A 1,646-nucleotide genomic window follows, 5' to 3' on the forward strand; every position below is an offset into this window, starting at 1 on the left:
GCCCCGGCCGCCCCCTCCCGGGGGAACGACGGGGACACGCCCGTCGCGGCGAACCCCGCGTCCGCGGCGAAGGGAGCGCCCGCGGGGGCACCGCCCGCGGTCCTGGACCGGTTCTTCCACATCTCCGCCCGCGGTTCGACCCTCGGCCGGGAGATCCGCGGTGGCTTCGCCACCTTCTTCACGATGGCCTACATCCTCGTGCTGAACCCGATCATCCTGGGCGGCGCGCAGGACATCAACGGCAACCAGCTCGACTTCGGACAGCTGGTGACCGCCACGGCACTGGTGGCGGCGGTGATGACGATCCTCATGGGTGTCACCGCCAACCTCCCCCTGGCGCTGGCAGCCGGTCTGGGGCTCAACGCGATGGTCGCCTACGGGCTCGCGCCGCTGATGACCTGGCCGGAGGCGATGGGCCTGGTGGTGCTGGAGGGCATCCTCATCTGCGTCCTGGCCGCCACCGGGCTTCGGGAGGCGATCATGCACGCCATCCCGTTGCCGCTCAAGCAGGCGATCGGCGTGGGCATCGGTATGTTCATCGCCTTCATCGGTCTGGTCAACGCCGGCTTCGTCAGCCCGGGCGACGGCACCCCGGTGGAGCTGGGCTCCGGCGGATCGCTGAGCGGCTGGCCGGTTCTGGTCTTCTGCCTCGGCCTGCTGCTGACCTTCGTGTTGCTGGCCCGGGGCGCCAAGGGCGCCATCCTCATCAGCATCGTCGCGATGACCGTGTTGGCGCTGGTCATCGAGCTGGCGGCCGACGGCATCGAGTGGGGGTTGACCACGCCCGAGGTTCCCGAGAGCCTCGTGGCCGCCCCGGACTTCGGCCTGGTGGGGGCGTTCTCGCTGTTCGGTGCCTTCGGCACGGTGGGTTTGATCACCGTGGTGCTGTTGGTCTTCACCCTCTTCCTGACCGACTTCTTCGACACCATGGGCACCGCCGTGGCGGTCACCTCCGAGGCCGGTCTGCTGGACGAGCGCGGCCGGGTGCCGCGTCTGGGGCGCCTGCTGTTCGTGGACGGCGTCGCCACCGTCGCCGGCGGCGCGGCGTCGGTCTCCTCCAACACCTCCTACATCGAGTCGGCGGCCGGGGTGGGCGAGGGGGCCAGGACCGGCCTGGCCAACCTGGTGACCGGTGGTCTCTTCGCCCTGGCGCTGTTCTTCGCCCCGCTGGCGGCGATGGTGCCCTCGCAGGCGGCGGCCCCGGCCCTGGTGGCGGTCGGCTTCCTGATGATGACGCAGGTCGGTCGCATCGACTGGGCGCGGTACGACATCGCCATCCCGGCGTTCGTGACGATCATCGTGATGCCCTTCACCTTCTCGATCACCAACGGCCTGGGCGCGGGGTTCGTGACCTTCGTGCTGCTGCGCGCGGTCTCCGGCCGGGCCCGCTCGGTGCACTGGCTGCTGTGGGCGGTGGCCGCGGCCTTCGTGGTGTACTTCGCCATCGACCCGGTGGAGCAACTGCTGGGTCTGCGCTGAGCCCTCGGCCCTACGACGACGGCGCCCCGGTACCGACCTCTCCCGGGGGTCATGTTCGACGGCCGCCCGGACCCGTGGGCGGCCGGGGCGGACGAGAGACTCACACCACCCGTTCCGCACCCTCCGCCGGGGGAGCGCCGGGAGGGCCGCGGACTCCGGACCGGGCC

At 71.4% G+C, this 1,646-nt stretch carries 1 protein-coding gene; it reads left to right on the plus strand.

Going from position 1 to position 1,646, the window contains the following annotated elements; translation table 11 throughout:
* Positions 1-102 precede the first annotated feature (102 nt).
* Positions 103-1,479, plus strand: coding sequence for an NCS2 family permease (locus tag FNQ90_RS22390; RefSeq protein WP_182608004.1), 1,377 nt, complete (start codon positions 103-105; stop codon positions 1,477-1,479).
* Positions 1,480-1,646: the final 167 nt, after the last annotated feature.

It is taken from the genome of Streptomyces alkaliphilus (genome assembly GCF_014141535.1).
In the GTDB taxonomy this organism is placed as follows: Bacteria; Actinomycetota; Actinomycetes; order Streptomycetales; family Streptomycetaceae; genus Streptomyces; species Streptomyces alkaliphilus.